Below are 19285 nucleotides of genomic sequence, written 5' to 3' on the forward strand. Positions count from 1 at the left end.
CGTGAGACGTAAACTTTTGCTGCTGCTGGAAACCGGACTGGTTCTGGCAGGGCTGCTGTTGGGCGCCAGCGCCTGGAAAATTCATTCGGCACTGGAGCAGCCCCTCAATATCCCGCAGGAACAACTGCTGGATGTGCCGAAAGGCTCTACACCGACGCGTACCTTCCTTGAGCTCGAAACCGACGGCGTCATCAAGGACGCGTTCTGGCTGCGCGTATACTGGCGCTTCAATCTCGCCGGCACGCCGATTCACAGCGGCGAGTACCGCATGCAGCCGGGGATGACCGTCAACGGCTTGATCGATTCGTGGAAGCGTGGTGACGTGGTTCAGTACAGCCTGACGCTGGTCGAAGGCTGGACTTTTCATCAAGTGCGCGCCGCGCTGGCTAAGGACGAAAAACTCGAGCAGACCCTCAACGGTCTGAGCGACAGCGACGTCATGGCGAAGATTGGCCACAAAGGCCTGTTTCCTGAAGGCCGGTTTTTCCCGGACACCTATCGTTTCGTGCGCGGCATGTCCGATGCCGAGCTGCTGAAGAAGGCTTTTGACCGTCTTGACGAAGTGCTCGCCAAAGAGTGGGCGCAGCGTTCCGCCGATGTGCCTTACAAAGAGCCGTATCAGGCGCTGATCATGGCTTCGCTGGTCGAGAAAGAGACCGGCGTACCGCAGGAGCGTGGGCAGATTGCTGGGGTGTTCGTGCGGCGCATGGCACTGGGCATGCAGTTGCAGACCGACCCGACGGTGATTTATGGCCTCGGCGATCGCTACACCGGCAAACTGACCCGCGCGCATTTGAAAGAACCGACGCCCTATAACACCTACGTGATTCCCGGCTTGCCGCCGACGCCGATTGCCATGGTCGGGCGCGAAGCGATTCATGCTGCGCTCAACCCGGTGGAAGGCTCCAGCCTGTATTTCGTTGCCCGTGGCGATGGCAGTCATGTGTTCTCCGACGACCTGGATGCACACAACAACGCAGTGCGCGAATACCAGCTCAAACGCCGTGCCGATTACCGTTCCAGCCCGGCACCGGCACCCGCGCCGGCCGCCGATGAGGCGATTCCGGCAGCCTCGCCCAACACTGCGCCCGACGCGCTGCCGCAGGTGCCAACACAAGAACCTGCGCCAGCGCCGGAGCCGGATGCCGCTGCACCGCAGAGCACGCAATGACTTTGATGAAGGACTTCCTGTGACTGGCTTGTTTATTACTCTGGAAGGCCCGGAAGGCGCGGGCAAGAGCACCAATCGCGAATACCTCGCAGAGCGCCTGCGCGCCGCCGGTATCGAAGTACTGTTGACCCGTGAACCCGGCGGCACGCCACTGGCCGAGCGCATTCGCGAGGTGTTGCTGACCCCGGCCGACGAAGTGATGCACCCGGACGCCGAGCTGTTGTTGGTGTTCGCCGCGCGCGCGCAGCATCTGGCTGAAGTGATTCGCCCGGCGCTGGCGCGTGGCGCTGTGGTGCTGTGTGATCGCTTCACCGATTCGACATACGCCTATCAGGGCGGCGGTCGTGGTTTGTCGCTGGAACGCATCGCGACCCTGGAAACCTTCGTGCAAGGCGACCTGCGCCCCGATCTGACATTGATTTTCGACCTTCCCGTGGAAATCGGTCTGGCCCGCGCCAGTGCCCGAGGCCGACTGGACCGCTTCGAACTCGAAGGCCGGGCGTTTTTCGAAAACGTGCGCAATGCGTTCCTGAAACGCGCGGAAGCCGACCCGTCGCGCTATGTGCGGATTGATGCCGGTCAGCCCTTGGCCAAGGTTCAGCAATCGCTCGACACCTTGCTGCCGAATTTGCTGGAGCTGGCCCGTGGCTGAGGCCTATCCATGGCAAGCCAGCCTCTGGCAGCAACTGGCCGGACGCAATCAGCATGCCCACGCGTATCTGCTGCACGGTCCGGCCGGGATCGGCAAACGTGCGCTCGCCGAGCGCTTGATGGCCAGCCTGCTGTGCCAGCGCCCGACGCCGGAGGCGTGTGGCGAGTGCAAATCCTGCCTGCTGCTCAAGGCCGGCAGTCATCCGGATAATTACATTCTCGAGCCGGAAGAGGCGGACAAGGCGATCAAGGTCGACCAGGTTCGTGATCTGGTCAGCTTCGTCGTGCAGACCGCGCAGCTCGGCGGGCGCAAAGTGGTGCTGATCGAGCCGGTCGAGTCGATGAACATCAACGCGGCCAACGCCTTGCTTAAAAGCCTCGAAGAGCCGTCCGGCGACACTGTGCTGCTGTTGGTCAGCCACCAGCCGAGCCGGTTGTTGCCGACCATCAAGAGTCGTTGCGTGCAGCAGGCCTGTCCGTTGCCGGGCGAGGCGATGAGCCTGCAGTGGCTGGCTCAGGCGCTACCCGATTGCGCGGAGGAAGAGCGCCTCGAACTGCTGACGCTGGCCGCCGGTTCGCCGCTGATGGCGGTCAGCCTGCAATCGCAGGGCGTGCGTGAACAGCGCGCGCAAGTGGTCGAAGGCGTGAAGAAGCTGCTCAAGGGCCAGCAATCGCCGACGCAACTGGCCGAAGAGTGGAAAAGCATTCCGATGCTGCGTCTGTTCGACTGGTTCTGCGATTGGTCGAGCCTGATCCTGCGCTACCAGTTGACGCAGGACGAAGCCGGCCTCGGCCTGGCCGATATGCGCAAGGTCGTGCAGTACCTGGCGCAGAAAAGTGCACAGGGCAAAGTGCTGCAAATACAGGACTGGATTCTCGCCCAGCGGCAGAAAGTGCTGAGCAAGGCCAACCTCAATCCGGCCCTGTTGCTGGAAGCATTGTTGGTGCAATGGGCGGGATTGCCTGGTCAAAGATAGAAATGTTTACCTAGACTCTGGAGATCAGCAGTGGAGGTGAACATGATTGAACCTGTCAGCCCGGGGCCGCGTAACGGCATCTTGTCCCTGACCATCAAGGACAAGTCGGTGCTTTACGCCGCCTATATGCCGTTTATCAAGAACGGTGGCCTGTTCATCCCGACCAACAAGAGCTACAGGTTGGGTGACGAGGTGTTCATGCTTTTGCACTTGATGGACGAAGCGGAAAAAATTCCGGTCGCCGGCAAAGTCGCCTGGATCACCCCCAAAGGCGCACAAGGCAACCGCGCCGCCGGCGTTGGCGTGCAATTCAACGACGGCGACGACACGGCGCGCAGTCGCATCGAAACTCATCTGGCCGGAGCGCTGAAATCCGACCGTCCCACTCATACGATGTAAGTTGCAGTCTTTTATGCTCGTAGATTCCCATTGTCACCTGGACCGTCTCGACCTCGCCGCCCATGACGGCTCGCTGGATGCCGCACTCGCTGCGGCCCGCGAGCGCGGGGTCGGACACTTTCTGTGCATCGGCGTCAGTGCCGACAACGCCGCCGACGTCAAGGCGCTCGCTGAACGCTACGACGACGTTGACTGTTCGGTCGGCGTGCATCCACTGGATGTACAGCCGGGCGCGGCGCCGGCGCTGGATTGGCTGCTGCACGAACTCAATCACCCGAAGGTGGTGGCGATCGGTGAAACCGGTCTCGACTATCACTACGAGCCGGAAGCCGCCGAGTTGCAGCAGGAGTCGTTTCGCCTGCATCTGCAAGCGGCACAGCAGACCGGCAAGCCGGTGATCATCCACACTCGCGGCGCCCGTGCCGACACCCTCGAACTGCTGCGCGAAGCGGCGCTGCCTCAGGCCGGCGTGTTGCATTGCTTCACCGAAGACTGGGACATGGCCAAAGCGGCGCTGGACATGGGGTATTACATTTCCCTGTCGGGCATCGTCACGTTCCGCAATGCCGACGCCCTGCGTGATGTGGCGAGCAAAGTGCCGGCCGATCGCCTGCTGGTGGAAACCGACTCGCCGTACCTGGCGCCGATCCCGTATCGCGGCAAGCCGAACCTGCCGCAGTACGTGCGCGAAGTGGCGGAGTTTCTGGCGATGCTGCGTGGTGAGAACTACGAGCGCTTTGCCGAGCAGACCACGGAAAACTTCAAGCGCTTGTTCCCGCTGGCGAGTGTTAAATCTGCCCTGTGACGGCTGGCCAAATCGCAGGCAAAAAAAACCCGGGTTCTGGGGGGTGAATCCGGGTTAAGACCATTAGGAGTAAAACAAAGGCACGCGGTCCGTTGGTACCTTTACCGGCACGACACTTGGGGGAGATGTCGCCCGACAGTTCAAGTATTGATCAGTCTGGCGTGCAGTCCAGTGAGCCGGTCGGGGTTTTTAAACAAATTTGGAATACGTTTGCTTCAGTTGAGTTCTCATTGCACTCCAATCGTTCTCAAAATGAACAAGAAACACAGATTTGGTCGATGAACCGTGCTTTTTTGTGCAAGTTAGGCATAATACGCGGCTTCGAATTTTGACCCTTCAGACCTTTTTCTTATGCATAAAGAACCTCGTAAGGTCCGTGAATTTCGTCGCCGCGAGCAGGAAATTCTCGATACCGCGCTCAAGCTGTTCCTCGACCAGGGTGAAGACAGTGTCACCGTCGAGATGATTGCTGATGCCGTGGGTATCGGCAAAGGCACGATCTACAAGCACTTCAAATCCAAGGCCGAGATCTACTTGCGCCTGATGCTCGACTACGAGCGCGATCTGAACGAGCTGCTGCATTCGGCGGATGTCGACAAGGACAAGGAAGCGCTGTCGCGCGCCTACTTCGAATTCCGCATGCGCGACCCGCAGCGCTATCGTCTGTTCGACCGCCTCGAAGAGAAAGTAGTCAAGGGCAATCAGGTGCCGGAGATGGTCGAGGAGCTGCACAAGATCCGTGCCTCGAACTTCGAACGCCTGACGCTGCTGATCAAGGGCCGCATCAGCGAAGGCAAGCTCGAAGACGTGCCGCCGTACTTCCACTACTGCGCATCCTGGGCGCTGGTGCATGGCGCGGTGGCGCTGTATCACTCGCCGTTCTGGAGCAATGTGCTGGAAGATCAGGAAGGTTTCTTCCAGTTCCTGATGGACATCGGCGTGCGCATGGGCAACAAGCGCAAGCGCGACCCGGAAACGCCGAGCACATAAGTCATTCAGCGGGCTGATTGCGCCGTGTTTTCGCAACATGGCGCAATAGCACAGGAATATACTCAGGCTTAGGGCTTGCTAAAACCTGATTTCTCAGTCAAGTTTTGCTCGCTCGATTTTCTTTCGCCGGAGTGTTTCATGATCGTTGACCGTCAAGGCAGGCGTTTTCGCAATTTGCGCATCAGCCTGACCTCTGCCTGCAATTACGCCTGTACCTATTGCGTGCCCAACGGCAAGCGGTTGGTGGCTGCGCAGGATGAACTGTCGGCCGAAGCCATGGCACGCGGCGTCGAATACCTGATCGAAGCGGCCGGCATCGAGCGCCTGCGCATCACTGGCGGCGAGCCACTGGTCAGCCCCAAACTCGAATCGTTCATGACTGCCGTCGGCCAGATGGGCCTCGACGACATCAGCCTGACCACCAACGGTCAACTCCTCGCGAAAAAACTCCCGTTGCTGGTGGATGCCGGTCTGCGTCGGATCAACGTTTCCCTCGATACGCTTGATGCCGCTGCTTTCCGCAGCATCGCTCGTGGCGGCGATCTGGCCAGCGTGCTCGATGGCATGGATCAGGCTGCCGCCGCCGGAATGAAGATCAAGGTCAACATGGTGCCGTTGCGCGGGCAGAATCTCGATCAGGTCATGCCGCTGCTCGATTACTGCCTGGAACGAGGTTTTGAACTGCGTTTCATCGAGTTGATGCGCATGGGCCACCTGGCCAAGGATTCCAATGCCTTCCTGCAGCAATTCGTCAGCCTTGAGCAGTTGCTCGGCTTGATCGGCGAACGTTATGAATACGCCCAGACTGACGCTCCGGTGGACGCCACGGCGGTACGCTACGCGATTCCCGGTCGCGGCACTTTCGGGGTGATCGCCAACGAAAGCGTGCCGTTCTGCCGCACCTGCTCGCGCCTGCGCCTGTCCTCGACCGGTTGGCTGCATGGCTGCCTGTCGTCGAGCAACCGCCACTATGTCGGCGATCTGCTCGACAAACCGCGCCATCAAGCATTGCCGGCGCTGCAGGGGTTGCTGGTCAAGGCGTTGGGTGACAAGCAGGAGGTGGCGTTTTCCGGTGGTGCGACCGTCATGAAGATCATCGGCGGCTGATTATCCGCCTTCGCGAGCAAGCTCGCTCCCACATTTGGAATGCATTCATATGTGGGAGCGAGCTTGCTCGCGAAGGCGATCTATCAAGGGCGAAATTCACGAGCTGGCGCAAAAGCTGCATCCAACGGCCATTCGCCGGTTTTCCGACACCGGCTTCTGGAGGAATAGGATGCGTAGCCTGGTTTTGCTGCTGGCCGTTTTGGCGCTTGGCGGCTGCATGAATGTCAGCGACATGGCCGAAGGCACTCGCTCTCACATGAGCGATGCGGGGCTTCTGGATCACAGCGACAGTCGCCGGGTGAACAATATCCGCATTCAGCCGGACTCGTTCATCTTCATCGCCCAAGGCGCGTTCGCACCGCCGGGGGGCTCCTATCCACGGCCGAACGTGGTCGCCGAAGAAGCCTTCAAGGGCTTTGTCGAATATTTCCCGATGGTCCGCCGCGCCCGTGCGCCGGAAGGCCTCGATCAAGCCATGGGCGAAGCCCGTGATGCCGGCGCGCATTATCTGCTCTACACACGTTTCGCCAAGGCTGACGACCGTATCGGCAACTCCGATGAGTGGCTGGACCAGGAAGCCGTGGATCGCCTCGGTATCGACGGCGGCGTGATTCAGATCATGTTGATCGAGACCAGCACCCAGTATTTGATTGATACTGCACGGATCAAGAGTCGTGGCGGTTTACTGACGTTCCATGACTCCAAACCCGAAGACCTCATCGGTCCGCCGCTGGCGCAATACGCACGCAGCCTGCTGGGGATCGGCGACCAGTAATCAAGGAGTACGCCATGAGTGACCCGCAAACAGCCAATGACCTGCTGGGGCAGATCCCCAAGACCAAAGGCCTGCCACCGGTGCATTTGTGGAACCCGGATTTCTGCGGCGATATCGACATGCGCATCGCCCGCGACGGCACCTGGTACTACCTGGGTACGCCGATCGGGCGCAAGCCGATGGTCAAACTGTTCTCCACCATCATCCGCCGCGACGGCGATGATTACTTCCTCATCACCCCGGTCGAGAAGGTCGGCATCAAGGTCGATGACGCACCGTTCGTAGCGGTGTCTCTGGAAGTGGAAGGCGAGGGCGAGACGCAAGTGTTGCGCTTCACCACCAACGTAGAGGAAACCACCGAGGCGGGGGGTGAGCATCCGATCCGTGTCGAGATTGATCCCGAGACTCAAGAGCCTGCGCCCTATGTGCATGTGCGCAGCAACCTCGAAGCGTTGATTCACCGCAATGTGTTTTACCAGTTGGTCGAATTGGCGGTAAGTCGTGAGATCGGTGGCCAGCGCTGGTTGGGCGTGTGGAGCGGCGGCGAGTTCTTCCGCATTGGCTTGGAACCCTGAGCGTTTCATTCCCTGACATCAAACTCATGTGGGAGCGGGCTTTCTCGCGAAAGCGTTGGTTCAGTCAATAATTCGCTGACTGAAACCACGCCTTCGCGAGCAAGCCCGCACACACATCTGGCTTATGGATCGCCTGCAAAATCCGATTGACTGTTATTCGTATGATGATTAGCGTAGGCACCCACGCGATTCGCCTTGAGGTGTTCATGTCCAGCAGCTTTCATGCGTCAACCGTTGACTGGCTGGGCAGTTGGATTGCTGCCGGCCAGGTCAAGCCCGGGCAGACCATCAAAGTCGAGGCGGATCTGGGCGAGCAGCTCGGCGTCAGCCGTACGGTGATTCGCGAAGCGATCAAAACCCTCGTCGCCAAAGGCATGCTCGAAGTCGGGCCGAAAGTCGGTACGCGGGTGTTGCCGGTGCGGCGCTGGAATCTGTTCGATCCGCAAGTGGTGGGTTGGCTGTCGCGCAATGGCTTGCCGGAAAACTTCGTCGATGACTTGCTCGATTTGCGCCGCACCATTGAGCCGATGGCGGTGCGCTGGGCCTGTGAGCGGGCGACGCCGGAACAGATCGAAGCAGTGCAACTGGCTTTCAATGCGCTGGAACGTGCTGTCGACAGCGGCATCGATTACAACCGCGCCGACCAGGCTTTCCATGAATGCATTCTCGCCGCCAGCCATAATCAGTTCATCGAACAAATGGTCCCGGCCCTCGGTGCGTTACTGGCGGTGTCGTTCGAAGTCTCCGCCGCCGACCCCGATGAACTGCGCCGCACCTTGCCGATCCATAAAGACATGGCCGATGCCATCGCGGCGCGTGATTCGACCCGTGGCGTGTGGGCGTGCATGACCTTGATCGACAATGCCGATCTGGCGATAAAACGTTTCTATCCGAAAGTCATGGCCGGTAGAAAAGCTAGCTGAAATTGTCGAGACATCCTGTCTGTGGGAGCGCGCTTGTTCGCGAATGCGTCAGGTCAGATACATCAGTCATTGACTGACACTCCGCCTTCGCGAGCGACCTCGCTCCCACAGTAAAACAACAACTCAGAAGGACTTGATATGCCGTTCACCGCCCTGACCCAACACCGCGCGCAACTCGGCGAAGGCCCGTTCTGGGATGCACCGACCCAGGCGTTGTACTGGGTCGATATCGCCGGTAAACAAGCGCTGCGTCTGATTGGTCAGAATGTGCAGATCTGGCAGATGCCCGAACATGTTTCGGCGTTCATTCCTTGCAACAGCGGCGATGCACTGGTGACGTTGAGCAGCGGTGTCTACCGACTGGATCTGGATTCACCGGGGCTCGAGCCACGATTGACGCTGTTTTGCGTCGCCGACCCGCAACCGGGCAACCGCGCCAACGAAGCCCGTTGTGATGCCTTGGGCCGGTTGTGGTTGGGCACCATGCAAAACAACATCGGCGAGCAAGGCGAGGATCTGCCGCTGGTGCGCCGTTCCGGTGGCCTGTTTCGCATCGATCCCGATCAGCGCGTCACACCGTTGCTGCTCGGTCTGGGCATCCCCAATACCTTGTTGTGGAGTGACGATGGCACCACGCTGCTGTTTGGTGAAAGTCTCGACAGCACGCTCAATCGATATTTCATCCGCACCGACGGCAGTCTCGACGCGCCGCAGGCTTTTCACTCATCCGATCAACACGGCGGCCCCGACGGCTCGGCCATGGACGCTGAAGGCTTTGTCTGGAACGCGCGCTGGGACGGCAGTTGCTTGTTGCGCCTCACGCCGCAAGGGCAGGTGGATCGCAAAATCGATCTGCCGGTCAGTCGTCCGACCAGTTGCGTGTTTGGTGGTGAAGACCTGAAAACCCTGTTCATCACCAGCGCGAAGAGTCCGCTGAATCATCCTCTGGACGGCGCGGTGCTGAGCATGCGCGTCGATGTTGCAGGAAAACTCTGTACGCGTTTTGCTGGCTAAATCCCAAAATATGGGATGCAAAATTATATATTGAGATTATTTGGTGGTCGGGTTTATAGTCGGCTCCAGCAGTAACACGCACTCACACTTAAAAAGAACAAAACAGGTGAAGTGATGCAGCGAATTCTTGTCGCCCGCGCAAGCGGGATCCGCCTTTCGCCACGGCTCCATGCCGTCAGCGACGCTTGCCTGTTTCCTTCCCGTTGCCGTCAGAACCGGACATCGACCGATGCCCGGTTTTTTTGCGTCTGTGTGCAGGAGGCTTGAGCCGTGGCTGAAGCGCTGACATTGCCGGCAGTGCCGGCCCCGCCCAAAGGCGAGCGCCTGAAAAACAAGGTCGTGCTATTGACCGGGGCAGCTCAGGGTATCGGTGAAGCCATTGTTGCCGCCTTCGCCTCACAGCAAGCCAGATTACTTATCTGCGACATACAGGCCGACAAGGTCGAGCAGGTCGCCGCTCATTGGTGCGACCAGGGCCATGACGTGCAGGCGCTCAAGGTCGATGTGTCGAGTCAGCAGGATCTGCACGCTCTGGCCCGACGCGCGGTGGAACTGCATGGCCGCATTGATGTGCTGGTCAACTGCGCCGGAGTCAATGTGTTCCGCGACCCTTTGCAGATGACCGAAGAGGACTGGCGGCGCTGCTTCGCCATTGATCTGGACGGCGCCTGGTATGGTTGCAAAGCGGTGTTGCCGCAAATGCTCGAACAGGGCGTAGGCAGCATCATCAATATCGCGTCGACCCATTCCAGCCACATCATTCCCGGCTGCTTTCCGTACCCGGTGGCCAAGCACGGCTTGCTCGGCCTGACTCGCGCGCTCGGCATCGAATACGCGCCCAAGGGCATTCGCGTCAACGCCATCGCGCCGGGCTATATCGAAACGCAGCTGAATGTCGATTACTGGAATGGCTTCGCCGATCCGCATGCCGAGCGCCAACGCGCCTTCGACCTGCACCCGCCGAAACGCATCGGCCAGCCGCTGGAAGTGGCGATGACGGCGGTATTTCTCGCCAGCGATGAAGCGCCGTTTATCAACGCCTCGTGCATCACCATCGATGGTGGTCGCTCGGTGATGTACCACGACTGAATAACACGAATTTCCAGCGCTGAACTACGCTTCAAATCCAATCATCATACGATATGACTATTTTCAAACAGCTTCACTGAGAACACGCTTCAACGCTTTTCAAACCTTGCTCAAAAAAAATAACAAGGAGTCATCTGATGAAACGTCGATTCGGGATTCGTACCCTGTGCAGCACTGCCCTGGCGGTTACTGCGTTCAGCCTGAGCAGCGCGCTGCTCGCCGCCGACGCGGTGAAGATCGGTTTTCTGGTCAAGCAGGCCGAAGAACCCTGGTTCCAGACCGAATGGGCTTTTGCCGAAAAAGCCGCCAAGGACAAAGGCTTTGAACTGATCAAGATCGCCGTGCCGGATGGCGAGAAGACCCTTTCGGCGATCGACAGCCTGGCCGCCAACGGCGCGAAGGGCTTCGTGATCTGCCCTCCGGACGTGTCCCTCGGCCCGGCCATCATGGCCAAAGCCAAGATCAACGACCTGAAAGTGATTGCCGTCGATGACCGTTTCGTCGACGCCAACGGCAAGTTCATGGAAGACGTGCCGTACCTGGGCATGGCCGCGTTCGAAGTCGGCCAGAAGCAGGGCGCGGCCATGGCTGCCGAAGCGAAGAAGCGTAACTGGGACTGGAAAGACACCTACGCGGTGGTGAACACCTACAACGAACTCGACACCGGCAAGAAGCGCACCGACGGTTCGGTCGATGCCCTGAAAAAGGCCGGCATGCCGGAAGATCACATCCTCTTCGCCGCCCTGAAAACCCTCGACGTACCGGGCAGCATGGACGCCACCAACTCGGCGCTGGTCAAGCTGCCAGGCGCGGCGAAAAACCTGATCATCGGCGGCATGAACGACAACACCGTGCTGGGCGGCGTGCGCGCTACCGAAGCGGCCGGTTTCGCCGCGAGCAACGTGATCGGCATCGGCATCAACGGCACCGACGCCATCGGCGAATTGAAGAAGCCTAACAGCGGCTTCTTCGGTTCGATGCTGCCAAGTCCGCACATCGAAGGCTACAAGACCGCCGAGATGATGTACGAGTGGATCACCGCCGGCAAAGAACCGCCGAAGTACACCGCCATGGATGACGTCACCCTGATCACCCGCGAAAACTTCAAGCAAGAGCTGGAAAAAATCGGCCTGTGGAACTGACGCAGCGACGGCCCGGGCATCCGGGCCGTTTTTCGGTGTGAAGAGGTGGCTTTATGCACGCGCAATTACAGACACAAGAACAACACGGCGCCAGCGGCAGCCTGCGCTTTAACGGGATCGGCAAGACCTTTCCCGGCGTGAAAGCGCTCGACGGCATTAGCTTCGTCGCCCATCCCGGCCAGGTTCATGCCTTGATGGGCGAGAACGGCGCCGGCAAATCGACTCTGCTGAAAATCCTCGGTGGCGCTTACATTCCGAGCAGCGGCGAGCTGCAGATCGGCGAGCAGGCAATGGCCTTCAAGTCTACTGCCGACAGCATCGGCAGTGGCGTCGCAGTGATTCACCAGGAACTGCATCTGGTTCCGGAAATGACTGTGGCCGAGAACCTGTTTCTTGGCCACTTGCCGGCCAGCTTCGGTTTGATCAATCGCAGTGAGCTGCGCCAGAAAGCCTTGAATTGCCTGAACGGCCTGGCCGATGAAATCGATCCGCAAACCAAGGTCGGGCGCCTGTCGCTCGGCCAGCGCCAGTTGGTAGAAATCGCCAAAGCCTTGTCGCGCGGCGCCCACGTTATCGCTTTCGACGAACCGACCAGCAGCCTCTCGGCGCGCGAGATCGATCGCTTGATGGCGATCATCGGTCGTCTGCGCGACGAAGGCAAAGTGGTGCTCTACGTGTCCCATCGCATGGAAGAAGTGTTCCGCATCTGCGACGCCGTCACCGTGTTCAAGGACGGCCGCTACGTGCGTACCTTCGATGACATGAGCCAGCTGACCCACGATCAACTGGTGACCTGCATGGTCGGTCGCGACATTCAGGACATCTACGATTATCGCCATCGCCCGCGTGGCGCCGTGGCGTTGAAGGTCGATGGTTTGCTCGGCCCGGGTCTGCGCGAGCCGATCAGTTTCGAAGCGCACAAGGGCGAAATCCTTGGCCTGTTCGGACTGGTTGGGGCAGGGCGAACCGAGCTGTTTCGCCTGCTCAGTGGCTTGGAACGCAACACCGCCGGCCGTCTCGAATTGCGCGGTCATGAGTTGAAGCTGCGCTCGCCGCGTGACGCGATTGCAGCCGGCATTCTGCTCTGCCCGGAAGATCGCAAGAAGGAAGGCATCATCCCGCTGGCCAGCGTTGCCGAAAACATCAACATCAGTGCCCGTGGCGCGCATTCCGGGCTTGGCTGCCTGATCCGCGGCTTGTGGGAAAAGGGCAACGCCGACAAGCAGATCAAGGCCCTGAAAGTGAAAACCCCGCACGCCGGCCAGCAGATCAAGTTTCTCTCCGGCGGCAATCAACAGAAGGCCATTCTCGGCCGCTGGCTGTCGATGCCGATGAAAGTCCTGCTGCTCGACGAACCGACCCGTGGCATCGACATCGGCGCCAAGGCCGAGATCTACCAGATCATCCATAACCTCGCCGCCGACGGCATTTCGGTGATCGTGGTGTCCAGCGATCTGATGGAAGTGATGGGCATTTCCGATCGCATCCTGGTGCTGTGCGAAGGCGCCCTGCGCGGCGAAGTCAGCCGCGACCAGGCCAATGAATCCAACCTGCTGCAACTGGCTTTGCCACGCCACCGCGCTGACGGCGTGGCGAACTGAGAGGTGACTATGATGACTACCCAAAACGAAACCCTGCCGACCGAGCGCAAACCTTTGGACATGCGGCGCTTCCTCGATGACTGGGTCATGCTGCTGGCGGCGATCGGCATCTTCGTCGCCTGTACGCTGCTGATCGACAACTTCCTCTCGCCTTTGAACATGCGCGGTCTGGGCCTGGCGATTTCCACCACCGGCATCGCCGCGTGCACCATGTTGTATTGCCTGGCGTCGGGGCATTTCGACCTGTCGGTCGGCTCGGTAATCGCCTGCGCCGGTGTGGTTGCGGCGGTGGTGATGCGCGACACCAACAGCGTGTTTCTCGGCGTCAGCGCGGCGCTGGCGATGGGCCTGATCGTTGGCCTGATTAACGGCATCGTCATCGCCAAATTGCGCGTCAACGCGTTGATCACGACGCTGGCGACCATGCAGATCGTTCGCGGTCTGGCCTATATCTTTGCCAACGGCAAAGCGGTCGGTGTTTCGCAGGAATCGTTCTTCGTGTTCGGCAACGGCCAACTGTTTGGCGTGCCGGTGCCGATCCTGATCACTATCGTCTGCTTCCTGTTCTTCGGCTGGCTGCTGAACTACACCACTTACGGGCGCAACACCATGGCCATCGGGGGCAACCAGGAAGCGGCGCTGCTGGCGGGCGTCAACGTTGACCGGACCAAGATCATCATCTTCGCCGTGCACGGTTTGATCGGTGCGCTGGCGGGTGTGATTCTGGCATCGCGGATGACTTCCGGGCAGCCAATGATCGGCCAGGGTTTTGAACTGACGGTGATTTCGGCCTGCGTATTGGGCGGGGTTTCGCTGAGCGGCGGGATCGGCATGATCCGCCATGTGATTGCCGGGGTGTTGATTCTGGCGATCATCGAGAACGCAATGAACCTGAAGAACATCGACACGTTTTATCAGTATGTGATTCGTGGTTCGATTCTGTTGCTGGCCGTGGTCATCGACCGCCTGAAACAGCGCTGACACCCTCGCGCCTGCACAGATTCGGATTGCATCAGGAGTTGCAATTCATCCATCAACCTGTGGGAGCAGGCTTGCTCGCGAAAGCGTCATCCGGCGCAACACGTTCGGCGCGCCAGACAGCGCTTTCGCGAGCAAGCCCGCTCCCACAGGGATCGCATCCTCCTTTCTCCATCGGTCACCTCGCGCAAATATCCCTTGCCCGCCGCGCCTCGTTTCGGTTATCAATTTGTACATGATTAGACAGGTACGATTTGACAAGAAACAAAGGGTGGTCGACGAACTCGTCCGACGCATCGAAAGCGGCCTCATGGAGGACGGTTTTCTATTGCCCGGCGAACATCAGTTGGCTCAAGAATTCCAGGTCAGCCGTGGCACCTTGCGTGAGGCGCTCGCCGAACTGAAGCGGCGCAAATACATCGCCACGCAGAGCGGAGTTGGCTCCATCGTCACCTTCGACGGTGTCGCCCTCGATCAGCGCAGCGGCTGGGCGCAGGCGTTGGCCGACAGCGGGGCGCTGATCAATACCGAAGTGTTGCGCCTTGAAGCCGTGACTCGTCCGGATCTGCTGGTGCGTTTCGGCACCGACCAATTCATCACTCTCGACCGTCGCCGGCGCGCTACCGACGGCACGCTGGTGTCGCTGGAACGCTCCTTGATGCCGGCCACCGGTGGCCTTGAAAGCCTGCCGCGCGTCGGTTTGATCGACAACTCCCTGACCATCACCCTGGCCGCCTATGGCTACATCGGCGAGCGCGGCGATCAGTGGATCGGCGCCGAGCCTTTGAATGCCGAAGATGCCGAACTGCTCGGTCGCCCGGTTGGCACGGTGTTCCTCAAAGCCCTGCGCACCACCTACGACCGGCAGAACCGTTTCATGGAACAGGTCGAAAGCCTGCTCGACCCGGTGCATTTTCGTCTGCACCTGCAATTTGGAGAATCGAAATGACCTCGCTCAACCGTGCCCTCGGCGCTTTTTATGGTCTGGCCCTGGGTGATGCGCTGGGCATGCCGACGCAGTCGCTCGATCGCCAAACGATCAAGGCGCGTTTCGGCCAGATCACCGATCTGCAGGACGCCGGGCCGCTGCAACCGATCGCCGCAAACATGCCCAAAGGCTCGATCACTGATGACACCGAACAGGCGATTCTGGTCGGCGAGTTGTTGGTCGAAGGCCAGGGCCGCATCGAGCCGGCCGTCCTCGCCCAGCGTTTGATTGAATGGGAAGCCGAGATGCAGGCCAAAGGCTCGCAGGATTTGCTCGGCCCCTCGACCAAACGCGCCATTGAAATGATCCTCGCCGGGCATTCTCCGGAAGAAGCCGGGCGCTACGGCACCACCAACGGCGCGGCAATGCGCATTACCCCGGTGGGGATCGCCGCGAATGTGACCGACCCCGTGCGTTTTATCGCGGCAGTGGTGCAGGCGTGTCAGGTGACCCACAACACCACGCTGGGGATCTCCAGCGCGGCGGCGGTGGCGGCGGTGGTCTCCGCTGGGATCAACGGCGTCGATCTGGGCGAAGCGCTGAACCTCGGCCAACAGATTGCCCAGCAAGCTGAAGCCCATGGGCACTGGGTGGCGGGCGGGCGCATGGCCTCGCGGATCAGTTGGGCGCGCAGTATCAGCGTCGACAGCGACAAAGCACTGCTCGCCGATCTGCTTTACGACGTGATCGGTACTTCAGTGGCGTCCCAGGAGTCGGTAGTGGTTTCATTCGCCTTGGCCCAGCAAGTGGCCATCGGTGAGATGACGGCATTCGAAGCGCTGTGCATGGCCGCCAGCCTCGGTGGCGACACGGATACCATCGCGGCGATTCTTGGTGCCATGCTCGGGGCCTGCCTGGGTCTTGAATGCTGGCCCGAGCAGATGATCGAGACGGTGAAAGCTGTCAATCATCTGGAGCTGGAACCCCTCGTAAAAGGACTCCTCACCCTACGCTGAGGAACCCAGTGTAGGAGCTGCCGAAGGCTGCGATCTTTTGATCTTCAGCAGTCTTCAGTCGGTGGAAAATCAACGTCAAAAGATCGCAGCCTGCGGCGGCTCCTAAAGGGGAGAGGTGCAGGTATTCAATTGCCCATAAACACAAGAATGGCAACAGGAGCATTTTTCATGAGTTCATCAACCGCCGGGCAGAGTGTCGGGCAATTGGAAACCCGCGGCATCGAGCCGGTGCCGGAAGCCGAGTGCAATGGTCATCCGTTGCAACTGTTCTGGGTCTGGTTCGCCGCCAATATTTCCATTCTCGGCCTGCCGCTGGGCGCCACCCTGGTGGCGTTTCGCGGGCTGGCGATCTGGCAGGCGATCATCGTCGCGATCCTCGGCGCCGCCGGTTCGTTTGCCGTGGTCGGGATCATTTCGATTGCCGGGCGACGTGGCCGCGCGCCGAGTCTGACGCTGTCGCGCGCGATCTTCGGCGTACGCGGCAATATCGGCCCGACGCTGGTTTCGCTGATGTCGCGTCTGGGTTGGGAAACCGTCAACACCACCACTGCGGCGTTCGTGCTGCTGTCGCTATGTTCGATCCTGTTTGGCTCGCCGGTCGAGGCGAAAAGTGCGCCGGTACTGACGTTGATCTTTATCGCCATTTTCGTGCTGCTGACCTTGTCGGTGTCCGGCCTCGGCCACGCGACCCTGCTGGTGATTCAGAAGTGGGCGACTTACGTGTTCGGCGCGCTGAATATTCTCGTGGGTGGTTTCCTCTGCGCGACGATCGACTGGAGCGCGGTGTTCAACGCCACGCCGGCACCGCTGAGCGCGATGATCATCGGCATCGGCACCATGGCTGCCGGCACCGGCATCGGCTGGGCCAACGCTGGCGCCGACATGTCGCGTTACCAGCACCGCAGCGTCAGAGCCGTACGACTGGTCGCTTCCGCAGCGTTCGGCGCGGGCATTCCGCTGGTGCTGCTGATTACCCTCGGCGGCTTGCTCTCGGTGGGCAACAACGATCTCGCGTCCGCAACTGACCCGATCGTAGCGATCCGCGACATGTTGCCAACCTGGATGGCCGTGCCATACCTGATCACCGCGTTCGGCGGTCTGCTGCTGTCGAACAATCTGTCGGTGTACTCCGCCGGTTTGACCACTCTGACGCTGGGCCTCAAGGTCAAACGCGTCTATGCGGTGGTGGTCGACATCGTCGCGATCTTCGCCGGCTCGATCTACTTCATGTTGATCGCCGACAGTTTCTACGGACCGTTCATTACCTTCATTTCCCTGCTGGCGGTGCCGATCACCGCATGGGTCGGGATCTTTGTGGTCGACCTGATTCACCGTCACTACTACAGCCCCAAAGACCTGCTCGATGTCAGCCCGAGTAGCGCCTACTGGTATCGCGGCGGTGTAGAGTGGCGCGCATTCGGCGCCTGGGCGATCGCCATCGTGCTCGGTTTCAGCTTCACCACCATCGGCACCACGGCGCAAAACGTCTGGTTCAAGGGCTTTCTGTCCGACTCCTGGCTAGGCCACAACGGCCTCGGCTGGATCGTGACCTTTGTCGTCGCCGGTGGCATTTACCTGGTACTGGGCGGCGCGAAAGATCGCCGCGCCGCGCAACCCGAGAATGCTCATGCCTAAGATGTTGCACACCGGCCAGGTCATCATCGACCTGGTCATGGCCGTGGATAAATTGCCGCAGATTGGCGGCGACGTGCTGGCGCAGTCGGCGGGGTTCGAAGCCGGCGGCGGCTTCAACGTAATGGCGGCAGCGGTACGTAACGGGCTGCCGGTGGTCTATCTCGGTCGCCATGGCAGCGGGCGCTTCGGCGATCTGGCGCGCCAAGCGATGCAGGCAGAAGGTATCTGTATTGGCGTCCGCGAGCCGGCCGAGCGCGACACCGGTTTGTGCGTGGCGCTGACCGATTCGTCGGCCGAGCGCAGTTTCATTTCCTACATCGGCGCTGAGGGCGAGGTGACGGAGGAGGATCTGAGCAGCGTGGCTGCCGAGCCCGGCGATTATGTGTATCTCAGCGGTTACAGCCTGCTGCACGAGGGCAAGGCGCTGGCATTGCTTGACTGGACAATGGCGCTGCCGGCGTCGGTCAACGTGGTGTTCGATCCAGGGCCATTGGTGGAATCCCCCGATGCGCCAATGATGCAGACGTTGCTGCCGCGCATTGATGTCTGGACCAGCAACAGTGTCGAGGCGCTGCGATTCACCGGGGCCGATGAGATTGGCGTCGCAATGGATCGCCTCGCGGAACTCCTGCCGGACCATGTGCTGATGGTGGTGCGCGACGGGCCGCAAGGTTGCTGGATTCAGCAGCGTGGCGAACGCCGACAGGTGCCGGGGTTTGCTGTGAAAGCGGTGGACAGCAATGGCGCCGGTGATGCCCACGCTGGCGTGTTCATCGCCGGATTGGCGCACGGATTGGATGCACTGAAAGCGGCGCGGCGGGCGAATGCGGCAGCGGCACTGGCGGTGACTCGGTGGGGGCCGGCGACATCGCCGGGGGCGGGTGAGGTGGATGCTTTCATCCGCGAGTCCTGCGGCGACTGACCCCAAGCCTTCGCGAGCAGGCTCGCTCCCACACAGGATCCAAGTCGTATATAAATCTTCTGTAGGAGCTGCCGAAGGCTGCGATCTTTTGATCTTGAAAAGCACAAGATCGCAGCCTTCGGCAGCTCCTACAGTGGGCGTCGTTCTAGCCAGCCTTGCGCAACGCCTCGATCAACTCCTGCTTGCGCATCGATGAGCGCCCCGGAATGTTCTTCGCCCGGGCCTCTTTCATCAGGCTGTCGACAGTCTGAGTATCCTTCGAAGTTTCGCTTTTGCGCGAATGGCCCTTGCGGCTGGCCACCGCGCGGCGCGATGACTCTTTGCGATCTTCCGACTTGGCACCGGCGGGCTTCTTGCGACCCGAACCGCCGGACTTCTCACCGCCACCGGACTGCTTGTTGACCGTCGCCCAAGCGCGAGCCTCAGCCTCATCTTTGGACACGCCCTTTTGCTCGTAGCTGTCTTCGATGTGCTCGGCTTTGCGCTTCTGTTCGCTGGTGTATTTGTCTTTGCTTCCACGAGGCATGGGATTTCTCCTCAAGTTGCGGATCCGGCCGCTCGCCGCTTCGACGGCGAGCGGCGTGGCA

Annotated in this window: 20 protein-coding genes; 19 read left to right on the forward strand and 1 reads right to left on the reverse strand. The window is 60.3% G+C overall.

The genetic code is table 11. From position 1 onward, the window contains the following. The first annotated feature begins 1 nt into the window (after position 1). From mltG to CXF97_RS03895, 19 genes are all read left to right on the forward strand, one after another. Positions 2 to 1171, forward strand: coding sequence for an endolytic transglycosylase MltG (mltG, locus tag CXF97_RS03805; protein WP_101156238.1), 1170 nt, complete (start codon positions 2 to 4; stop codon positions 1169 to 1171). Positions 1172 to 1190: 19 nt separating this feature from the next. Further along, positions 1191 to 1823 carry a dTMP kinase gene (tmk, locus tag CXF97_RS03810; protein ID WP_101156421.1) on the forward strand — a complete coding sequence of 211 codons (633 nt, stop codon included), beginning with the start codon at positions 1191 to 1193 and terminating at the stop codon, positions 1821 to 1823. Further along, on the forward strand, positions 1816 to 2799 hold the full coding sequence (locus CXF97_RS03815) for a DNA polymerase III subunit delta' (protein WP_101156241.1): 984 nt from the start codon (positions 1816 to 1818) through the stop codon (positions 2797 to 2799). The genes tmk and CXF97_RS03815 overlap by 8 nt, the downstream gene beginning before the upstream one ends. Positions 2800 to 2841: 42 nt before the next feature. Beyond that, positions 2842 to 3198, forward strand: a complete 357-nt coding sequence (locus tag CXF97_RS03820) for a PilZ domain-containing protein (protein WP_016770983.1) — start codon at positions 2842 to 2844, stop codon at positions 3196 to 3198. 13 nt (positions 3199 to 3211) lie between these two features. Beyond that, entirely contained in the window at positions 3212 to 4003 is a 792-nt protein-coding gene (locus CXF97_RS03825; RefSeq protein ID WP_101156243.1) for a TatD family hydrolase, read from the forward strand. A gap of 351 nt (positions 4004 to 4354) precedes the next feature. Further along, entirely contained in the window at positions 4355 to 4993 is a 639-nt protein-coding gene (locus CXF97_RS03830) for a TetR/AcrR family transcriptional regulator (RefSeq protein ID WP_016770981.1), read from the forward strand. A 138-nt stretch (positions 4994 to 5131) separates the two neighbouring features. Then, positions 5132 to 6100 carry a GTP 3',8-cyclase MoaA gene (locus CXF97_RS03835; protein ID WP_101156246.1) on the forward strand — a complete coding sequence of 323 codons (969 nt, stop codon included), beginning with the start codon at positions 5132 to 5134 and terminating at the stop codon, positions 6098 to 6100. A gap of 169 nt (positions 6101 to 6269) precedes the next feature. After that, entirely contained in the window at positions 6270 to 6875 is a 606-nt protein-coding gene (locus CXF97_RS03840; protein ID WP_101156249.1) for a DUF4823 domain-containing protein, read from the forward strand. Positions 6876 to 6889: 14 nt separating this feature from the next. Continuing rightward, entirely contained in the window at positions 6890 to 7450 is a 561-nt protein-coding gene (locus tag CXF97_RS03845; protein ID WP_101156251.1) for a DUF1285 domain-containing protein, read from the forward strand. 206 nt (positions 7451 to 7656) lie between these two features. Beyond that, entirely contained in the window at positions 7657 to 8373 is a 717-nt protein-coding gene (locus CXF97_RS03850) for a FadR/GntR family transcriptional regulator (protein ID WP_101156423.1), read from the forward strand. 138 nt (positions 8374 to 8511) lie between these two features. Then, complete coding sequence (locus tag CXF97_RS03855; RefSeq protein ID WP_101156253.1) at positions 8512 to 9387, forward strand: SMP-30/gluconolactonase/LRE family protein; 876 nt, start codon at positions 8512 to 8514, stop codon at positions 9385 to 9387. A gap of 270 nt (positions 9388 to 9657) precedes the next feature. Further along, entirely contained in the window at positions 9658 to 10476 is an 819-nt protein-coding gene (locus tag CXF97_RS03860; protein WP_101156256.1) for an SDR family oxidoreductase, read from the forward strand. A gap of 137 nt (positions 10477 to 10613) precedes the next feature. Next, the gene (locus CXF97_RS03865) at positions 10614 to 11618 is read left to right on the forward strand and encodes a substrate-binding domain-containing protein (RefSeq protein ID WP_101156259.1); all 1005 of its coding nucleotides are present in this window, start codon (positions 10614 to 10616) and stop codon (positions 11616 to 11618) included. 53 nt (positions 11619 to 11671) lie between these two features. Then, entirely contained in the window at positions 11672 to 13219 is a 1548-nt protein-coding gene (gene araG / locus CXF97_RS03870) for an L-arabinose ABC transporter ATP-binding protein AraG (RefSeq protein ID WP_101156261.1), read from the forward strand. A 12-nt stretch (positions 13220 to 13231) separates the two neighbouring features. Next, positions 13232 to 14200, forward strand: coding sequence for an L-arabinose ABC transporter permease AraH (gene araH / locus CXF97_RS03875; protein WP_101156425.1), 969 nt, complete (start codon positions 13232 to 13234; stop codon positions 14198 to 14200). A 232-nt stretch (positions 14201 to 14432) separates the two neighbouring features. After that, a complete protein-coding gene (locus tag CXF97_RS03880; protein ID WP_101156264.1) occupies positions 14433 to 15146 on the forward strand; it encodes a GntR family transcriptional regulator in 714 nt (237 codons plus the stop codon). Beyond that, positions 15143 to 16141, forward strand: coding sequence for an ADP-ribosylglycohydrolase family protein (locus tag CXF97_RS03885; protein WP_101156267.1), 999 nt, complete (start codon positions 15143 to 15145; stop codon positions 16139 to 16141). Before CXF97_RS03880 ends, CXF97_RS03885 begins: the two co-directional genes overlap by 4 nt. Positions 16142 to 16309: 168 nt before the next feature. Then, on the forward strand, positions 16310 to 17776 hold the full coding sequence (locus CXF97_RS03890; RefSeq protein ID WP_101156270.1) for a cytosine permease: 1467 nt from the start codon (positions 16310 to 16312) through the stop codon (positions 17774 to 17776). Next, positions 17769 to 18698 (forward strand): PfkB family carbohydrate kinase, encoded by a 930-nt coding sequence (locus tag CXF97_RS03895; RefSeq protein WP_101156273.1) that lies wholly within the window; start codon positions 17769 to 17771, stop codon positions 18696 to 18698. The genes CXF97_RS03890 and CXF97_RS03895 overlap by 8 nt, the downstream gene beginning before the upstream one ends. A 145-nt stretch (positions 18699 to 18843) precedes the next feature. Here the strand turns inward: CXF97_RS03895 and CXF97_RS03900 are convergent, their stop codons facing one another. After that, the gene (locus CXF97_RS03900; protein ID WP_101156275.1) at positions 18844 to 19224 is read right to left on the reverse strand and encodes a Rho termination factor N-terminal domain-containing protein; all 381 of its coding nucleotides are present in this window, start codon (positions 19222 to 19224) and stop codon (positions 18844 to 18846) included. Between the last annotated feature and the right edge of the window lie 61 nt (positions 19225 to 19285).

This window comes from Pseudomonas sp. Choline-02u-1 (assembly GCF_002836515.1).
Lineage (GTDB): Bacteria > Pseudomonadota > Gammaproteobacteria > Pseudomonadales > Pseudomonadaceae > Aquipseudomonas.